Origin of the sequence: Prosthecobacter sp. (genome assembly GCF_044373815.1) — a bacterium.
Classification (GTDB): Bacteria; Verrucomicrobiota; Verrucomicrobiia; order Verrucomicrobiales; family Verrucomicrobiaceae; genus Prosthecobacter.
Window position 1 is genome coordinate 1 of the sequence record NZ_JBIPNG010000335.1, and the last position, 7,351, is coordinate 7,351.

General features: G+C 60.8%; 3 protein-coding genes. 2 read left to right on the top strand and 1 reads right to left on the bottom strand.

Annotated elements, in window-relative coordinates; genetic code table 11:
* Positions 1 to 240: 240 nt before the first annotated feature.
* Together ACIREA_RS22315 and ACIREA_RS22320 are read left to right on the top strand one after the other, a co-directional pair.
* The gene (locus tag ACIREA_RS22315) at positions 241 to 1,227 is read left to right on the top strand and encodes a permease (protein ID WP_397384563.1); all 987 of its coding nucleotides are present in this window, start codon (positions 241 to 243) and stop codon (positions 1,225 to 1,227) included.
* A 6-nt stretch (positions 1,228 to 1,233) separates the two neighbouring features.
* Positions 1,234 to 2,565, top strand: coding sequence for a hypothetical protein (locus tag ACIREA_RS22320; RefSeq protein WP_397384564.1), 1,332 nt, complete (start codon positions 1,234 to 1,236; stop codon positions 2,563 to 2,565).
* A 67-nt stretch (positions 2,566 to 2,632) separates the two neighbouring features.
* Here the strand turns inward: ACIREA_RS22320 and ACIREA_RS22325 are convergent, their stop codons facing one another.
* Positions 2,633 to 7,240, bottom strand: a complete 4,608-nt coding sequence (locus tag ACIREA_RS22325) for a cadherin-like beta sandwich domain-containing protein (RefSeq protein WP_397384565.1) — start codon at positions 7,238 to 7,240, stop codon at positions 2,633 to 2,635.
* Between the last annotated feature and the right edge of the window lie 111 nt (positions 7,241 to 7,351).

Genomic DNA, 7,351 nt, shown 5'->3' on the forward strand with positions numbered 1-7,351 from the left:
GCATTCGTCCGCGCCTCAGGGGTGCATTCCACACGCCATGATCGAGGACGAGTTCGAGTAGGAGGACGAGGACGATTTCGGCTGGCGACGGGTCTTGACCTTTTGCCCCCCCTTGACCCCTGGACGGTGTTCAGAGCCTTGCCCCTTTCCGCATTCGTCGTTCGACATTCCTCCAATCCCCCGTTCTTTCTCGCTTGAACCCGCCTTTTCGGCGCGTTTAGAAGTCTTCTCACCAACCACATGATTTTTCTCGCCGATCTGCCCGCACCCAGCCGCATGGGGGACATCCTCATGGCTTTCCTGAGCATTGTCTTCGAAGGTGCTCCCTACATTCTCATCGGCACGGTCTTTTCCGGAATTATAGATGCCTTCCTGCCGGCCAAGCTGCTGGACCGGGTGCTGCCGAAGAGCAAGGTGCTGGCGACACTGATCGCGGGCTTTCTGGGGCTGGTGTTTCCGGTGTGCGAGTGCGCGGTGGTGCCGGTGATCCGGCGTCTTGTGCAGAAGGGGCTGCCGCTTTCCTGCGCGGTGACGTACATGCTTTCCGCGCCGATCATGAACCCCATCGTGGCGATCAGCACGCTGACGGCGTTCAAGGAGTTTCAGGGCTTGTCATGGGCCACGGCGGGCAATGCGACGATGACGATCGCGCGTTTGTCGCTGGGCTATCTCGTGGCGGTGATCGTGGGCCTCGTGGTGATGCGATTCAAGCCGGGCCAGGTGCTGCGGGCGAGCATTGCCAACAAGATTGCGAATGCAGCGACGGCGGCTGACGATCACGTGCATGCGCCTGCGGCAGGCTTCAATGGCAAGCTGGTGCATGCCATGCGCAGCTCGATGCGGGACTTCCTGGATACGGCGATGTACTTTGCGATTGGCGTGGCGATCACGTCTGTGTTTAACACGCAGATCAATCAGGGGCTGCTGAACACCGTGGCTGGCAACGACTGGCTGGCCGTCCCTTCCCTCATGGGACTGGCGATCGTGCTGTCGCTGTGCAGCACATCGGACGCCTTCATTGCTGCGCCGATGACGGCTTTCTCGATGGCGGCCAAGCTGGCCTTCCTGGTCTTCGGACCGATGATGGACATCAAGCTGCTGTTCATGTACTCCAGCGTCTTCCAGCGCAAGGTGGTCGTATCTCTTCTGATCGGTCTTTTCATCCTCATCGGTCTGCTTTCCGGGCCGTGGATGAACCTGATTCAACATCTCTATATCAAACCCTAAACTGCCATGAGTGGAACCCGCACCCTCGTTCATCTTCTCAGTGTCGCCATGCTCCTGCTATGGGCCGGTGTGCTGCTGTATTTCTACATCAGCGGTCGTCTGATCAACTACCTGCCGCCGGATGGCATCTTCCGCCCGATGGTGCTGGTGTCCGGCATCGGCCTGGCTGTGCTGGGTCTCTTCAACCTGCTGACGATGGGGGCCGAAGACGCGGGATGCGAAGGGCATGACCACTCGCATGACGACCATGATCACGATCACAAGGATTGTGGACATGACCATGCGCACAAGTATGGCGAAGGCTGCGGGCATGATCACAGCCACGACCACAAACACGGCGCATGCGGCCATGCTCATGGTCACGAGCTCGCCCATGAGCATGGCACCTGCGGACACGATCATGATCACAAAGACTGCGGGCATGACCACTCGCACGATCATGCAAAAAAAGAGGGCTGCTGCGGGCATGATCACGGGCATGCACACAGCCATGAAGGCCACGCGCACGGCATCCTTGATGAAAGTTCCTGGCCGGGCCGGATCGCGGTGCTGATCATTCTTGCTGCGCCGCTGTCATGGGCTGCGCTTGCCACGCCGGACCGCTACAGTGCGAACGCGATCGTGAACAAGGGGCTGTACGACCCGAATTACACGGACACCTCGCGTGCGGAGCAATTCTCGCTGCAAAACAAGGTCAAGAACGCCGGGCAGCCAGTTGCCGCCACCACCACGGCGAAAGTCACCACGGAGAAGGTGGCCGATCAGCCTCCAGCCATGGTCAGCCCGCAGACTCTCGGAGCTGCTGGAGCCCCCACCAAGCCCGTCAATACGCCGCCGCCCGGAGTCGCCGCCGCCTCTGCCGCCGCAGCGGAGACCAACACGCCGCCAAAAAACATCCCGGCTCCCGCGCAGGCCTCCAAGAGCTACGGCACCTTCACTCTCGAAGATCTCAAGAAGCAGGTGCCGCAGAGCAAGGATGGCAACTTCATCCTCGAAGTGCCTGAGCTGTACTACACCGGCGGAGACGTGGAAGTGCAGAAGGTGCTGACCGGTCAGATGGTCGAGACCGTGGCGCAAATCCTGCCCGAGAAAGTGAACAATGCCGAAGGCCACCGCCTGCGCATTTTCCGCATGCTGGTGCAGTGCTGTGCTGCGGATGCCCGCCCCTACTCCGTGCCGGTCGATTTCGGCAAGAAGGCTCCTGATTTCAAGGACATGACCTGGGTCAAGGTCGTCGGCAAGATGGGTTATAAAAAGGAAGGGACGCAGACGGTTCCGATCATCGAGGTCAGCAAGGTGGAAGAGACCACGGCGCCGGATAATGCGATGATTTACTGAGGCGGCGGTGTCGTTCGATTCCTTCGGCCTGTTCGCACGTCATGCCGCGCGGCGCAAAAGCCCTTGATCAAAATCCGCCTGCCGGCGGTGCGGTTACGGAGAGGCGCACAAACATCATGCTTGCCGCATTCATGGGAATGACCGCCTTCACCTGCTGCGTGGTGCCGTCATCGCTGAGCACGGTTTGTGTCACCCCGCTGCTGCTCCAGCTTCCGGCGGACAAGGTGCCGCTCCACTCCACAGTGAAACCGGTTTCCGCATTCACTGCGGCGGTGCTGCGCGTGTAGGTGTACTCAAAATTTGCGCCATTCCTGCCGGCGGTCGCAGGGAGTTTGTTGGCAGTGGTGGGATTGAGGTTCAGCGCATATTCCAGCAGGTTGCAAATGCCGTCGTTGTCTGAGTCTGCAGCATCAGCCGAAGGCCCAGAATTGTAGGGGTCGCCAAAGTACTGCACCCGCCATTTCTCAGCGTTGCTCAGGCTGGCGACAAACAATATGTAGATCTGCTGCGTGCCGCCATCCTGCGCGGTCACCGCAGTGGTGATCAAATTCATCCCCGGGACGATGGTGATGGCACTGCTGGCCGCGCCGGAGGCCACGCTTTGGCCATTCACGGTGAGCGAGGAGACATGGCTGTCGTGGGCCGTGGGAGTGACGGTCATCGACGTGACTGTGCTGTCCAGCAGCACGAGGTAAAAAGTCTGTGCACCGTCAAACGGAACGCTCTGCACGCCGTTGGTAAGCGTGCCTGCGCTCAGGGCCAGACCGCTGAGGGTGGCGTCATTGGACGGATTGCCGCCTGGGAAAGTGGTGGCCACCAGGCCCAGATTGCTTTCGGAACTTGAGGTGGATGACACCTGTCTGAACCTTTCTCCTGCCACCAGCGCGGGGGATGTCACCAGCACGGGGATGTTGCTGGAATAGCCGACGGTGGTATTGCCAAGCTGGCCGAAGCTGTTTCTCCCCCAGTCAGCGACCGTGCCATCCGAGCACCAAACCAAGCTGTGAAAATCTCCTGCTGCCACGCCGACCGGGATTCTTCCTGCCAGCACACCGCTCGTACTGACCGCCACAGGCAAGCTGCTGGCGGTGATGCTGTTGTTGCCCAAAGCTCCGTAAGAGTTGTCTCCCCAGGCTGCGAGAGTTCCGTCGGAGCAGAGCGCCAGGCTGTGGCCCTGCCCGGCAGCGATGGCGATGATGTTTTTTCCTTCCAGCACTGTGCCCGCCGTGGTCACTGCGGTCATATCCACCGGCAAAAGGCTGCCTGTGTAGATGCCATTACCCAACTGGCCTGCCCAGTTTGCCCCCCAAGCCAGCAGAGTGCCGTCCGAGCAGAGAGCGATGTTATGATCCGCGCCCGCAGTCATGGACACCACGGTTTTGCCTGCTGTCGGCACCACCGTCGGCGTGAAATGGGGAGTCACTGTGGAATAGCCCACCTCTGCTGAGTTGTTCGTGCCCCACTCCACCAGCGTGCCATCGGAGCAGAGCGCCGCACTGTGAATGCTTCCTGCGCAAATGGCCACCACCGTTCTGCCCGCGAGTGGCGTGCCAGCCGTCATCACGGCCACAGGCGTCAGACTGTAGTCGGCCACCGGATTGCCCAGCTGACCATAACGATTATTCCCCCAGCTCGCCACCGTGCCATCAGAGCACAGTGCCAGGGCATGAGTTCCGCCCGCAGAGACCGCCACAACCACCTTTCCCTCCAGCACGGTGCCCGCCGTGGGCAGGAACGCAGGCACACTGCTTGTGATCACGCTATTGCCAGTCGCGCCTAAATTGACACCCCAGATGGCCAGAGTGCCATCTGCAAACAGGGCAAGACTGTAGCCCGCACCTGCTGCCACCGTCACCGGTGTCAGGTCGGCCAGCGACGACCCCGCAAGGAGGTTGCTGCCTTGGTTTCCGAGCTGACTCTGGCGATTATCTCCCCAGCCGACCAGCCGGGTGCCAGCCCAGATGAGCACCAGGTCATTGCCAGTGCCGCCGTAGTAGGTGGCCACGAACTTATAGGTCACTCCATTGTATATGAGCGACACGACCTGTCCCTGCGCGAGGTTGTCAAAGGTGCCGCTGATGAAGGGCAGGCCGGTGTTGTTAACCACAGTCAATGTGGTTCCCGGCACGGCAGCATAGCTGAGGGTGAAGTTCACCGTGCTGCCCGTGGCAGTGAATCCATGACTCACCACCAGCACGGAACTGGTTGAATCAAAGCTGCCCGCAATCGTCGTCGGAATGCCACGCGAGACCTGCACGACATAGGTTTTGGTCATGCTGCCGTCCTGCGAGGTCACGTCCACAGTGATAGAGTTGTCTCCATACACGAGACTGACGGGACTGCTGGCGCTTCCGGAGGCAGTCGTACCCCCGTTGACTTTGACCGTCGAGCTGGAGTCCACCAAAGTGGGTGTGAAGGAGATGCTGCCCGTGCTGGCAGGCACGGCCACGGTGTAGGTGGTGGTATTGCTCGCAAAAGCGGGGCTGAGACCGGCGCTGTCTGTCACCAGTGTAGAAAGGCTGGGCCCCTGCGCACGAGTGACGGTAACGGTGTAGCTGCGTGTGGTGCTGCCGTCTGCCGCTGTGACGAGGATGGTGAGCACATTGGCGCCTTCAAGCAGAGGGATGCCCGGGCTGGCAGATCCCGAGATGACGGGCACGCCGTTGATCTGCATGCTGGCATCAGCATCTGTCAGCGTCGGGACAAGAGAGATGGAGCGGGTGAGGTAGGACACACTGAGCGTGTAGTCCGTGGTGCCAGGCGCAAAGCCGGGGCTAAGAACACCGGTAGCCGACACCAAGGACGAGAGGCTGGCATCGTTGTTTTTCAGGATGAACGTCATGTCCGCGCCGACGGCGGTCCCATCATTGGCCCGGTAGTGATAGGTGACGTTGATCGTGAGTCCGCTGAGCACGGCGCTGACGGCCGTGCTGACACCCTCCGGCACCATTCCTGGCGTGGCGGCCACGCTGCTGCCGTAGGCAGTGGTGGTGCCGTACTCAAAGGAGGCTGACACGCTGCCGTTGGCGGAGATCACCGTGCCATTCAGGGTGGCGCTGCTCGGGGTGAGCGCGGTCGCCGCCAGCGTCGTTACAGTCTCGATGGGGGTGGCGGCCAGGATCACGAAGCGTGCGGTGCTAAAGCCTGCTGCGGACGCGACCAGGCGCTGTGCCTCAGCCAGCGCTGCAGAGCTGGCGACCAGTGGCACAGGGCTGTAGGAGATGGTGGTGTTGTTCCCCAGTTCCCCGTAGAAGTTGCCACCCCAGGTGGTCAGGGTGCCGTCAGAGCAGAGAGCCCGGCTGTGCCCGCCGCCCGTGGAGACAGCCACCACGGTTTTGCCATACAGGGCCGAGACACCACTGGCGGTGTTTACCAGCACCGGAGCGAAGAACTGCGACGTGGTGTTATTGCCAAGCTGGCCGTTGCCGTTGTAGCCCCAAGCGGCCACGGAGCCATCCGTGCACAAGGCCATGCAATTGTCTCCACCTGCGGTGATGGAGGCCACCGTTTTGCCATACAGAGCGGAAACGCCGCTGACGGTGCTGACCTGCACCGGAGCATAGGCCGCAAACGTCTGGGTGCCAGTGCCGAGCTGCCCGTAGTAGCCATACCCCCAGGAGACCAAGGTTCCATCAGAGCATAAAACCAGGCTGAAATAAGCCCCGGCGGCAATGCTCGTCACAGTCTTGCCATAGAGCGCTGAAGTGCCGCTGGAGGTGTTCACCAGCACCGGCACCTTGGAAGCCATCTGGTTGTTGGTGCCGAGCTCTCCGAAAGCGTTGAGACCCCAGGCCACCAGCGTGCCGTCCGAGCACAGCGCCAGAGCGTGATCTGACCCTGCTGAAACAGCCACCACGCTTTTGCCATAGAGCGCGGAGGTGCCGGTGGCGGTGCTCACGGCCACCGGCACCTTCTGCCGATCTGTGGAGGCGCCGTTTCCGAGCTCGCCATAAGTATTCTCTCCCCAGCCGGCCACGGTGCCGTCAGAGCAGAGCGCCAGATTTCGATCTCCTGCCGCTGAGAGGGCCACCACCGTTTTGCCAAAGAGCGCCGAGACACCGTTGGTGGTGTTTACCAGCACCGGCACAAAGCTATCGTTGGTGCTGTTGTTGCCGAGCTGCCCATACGAATTCGAGCCCCATGCCGCCAAAGTCCCATCGGAGCACAGCGCCAGGCTGTGCCGATCTCCCTGTGCCATGGCGATGATCGTTTTGCCTGCGAGCACGCCGGTGGCCGTGACCGGCACCATCTGATTGCGCTGGATTGAGGTGCCATCCCCCACCTGACCGTTGGAGTTGTTTCCCCACGCCAAAGCACGGTTGCCTGCCCACACGAGCACGAGGTCATTGCCCGTGCCGCCGTAATAGTTGGCCACGAAGTTGTAGGTCACACCGTGGTAGCTCAGCGCCACAGCCTGCCCCTGTGCCAGATTGCTGAAAGCTCCGCTGATGAAGGGCAGCCCAATGTTGTTCACCACCGTCAAACTTGTTCCGGTCGGCGGCACGAAGTTCAGGGTGAAATTGACTGTATTCCCCGTGGCGGTGTAGCTGCTGGCAATCAAGGGTACATCCGTGGCGCTGTTCCAGGTGGCATTGACGACAGAGCCCTGAGCGGCATGCCCCAAGACAAGGAAAAACGCAAGCCAGCATAAGAAATAGCGCGAAACAGGTACCATGCAATACCCCTAAAGCATCCCCGAGTGGATGCACTCAAGATTTTCATGCACCAAGCATGTCACACTCGGGATACAACCCACACGGCATTCCACTCCCCAGCGCGTTAGGAA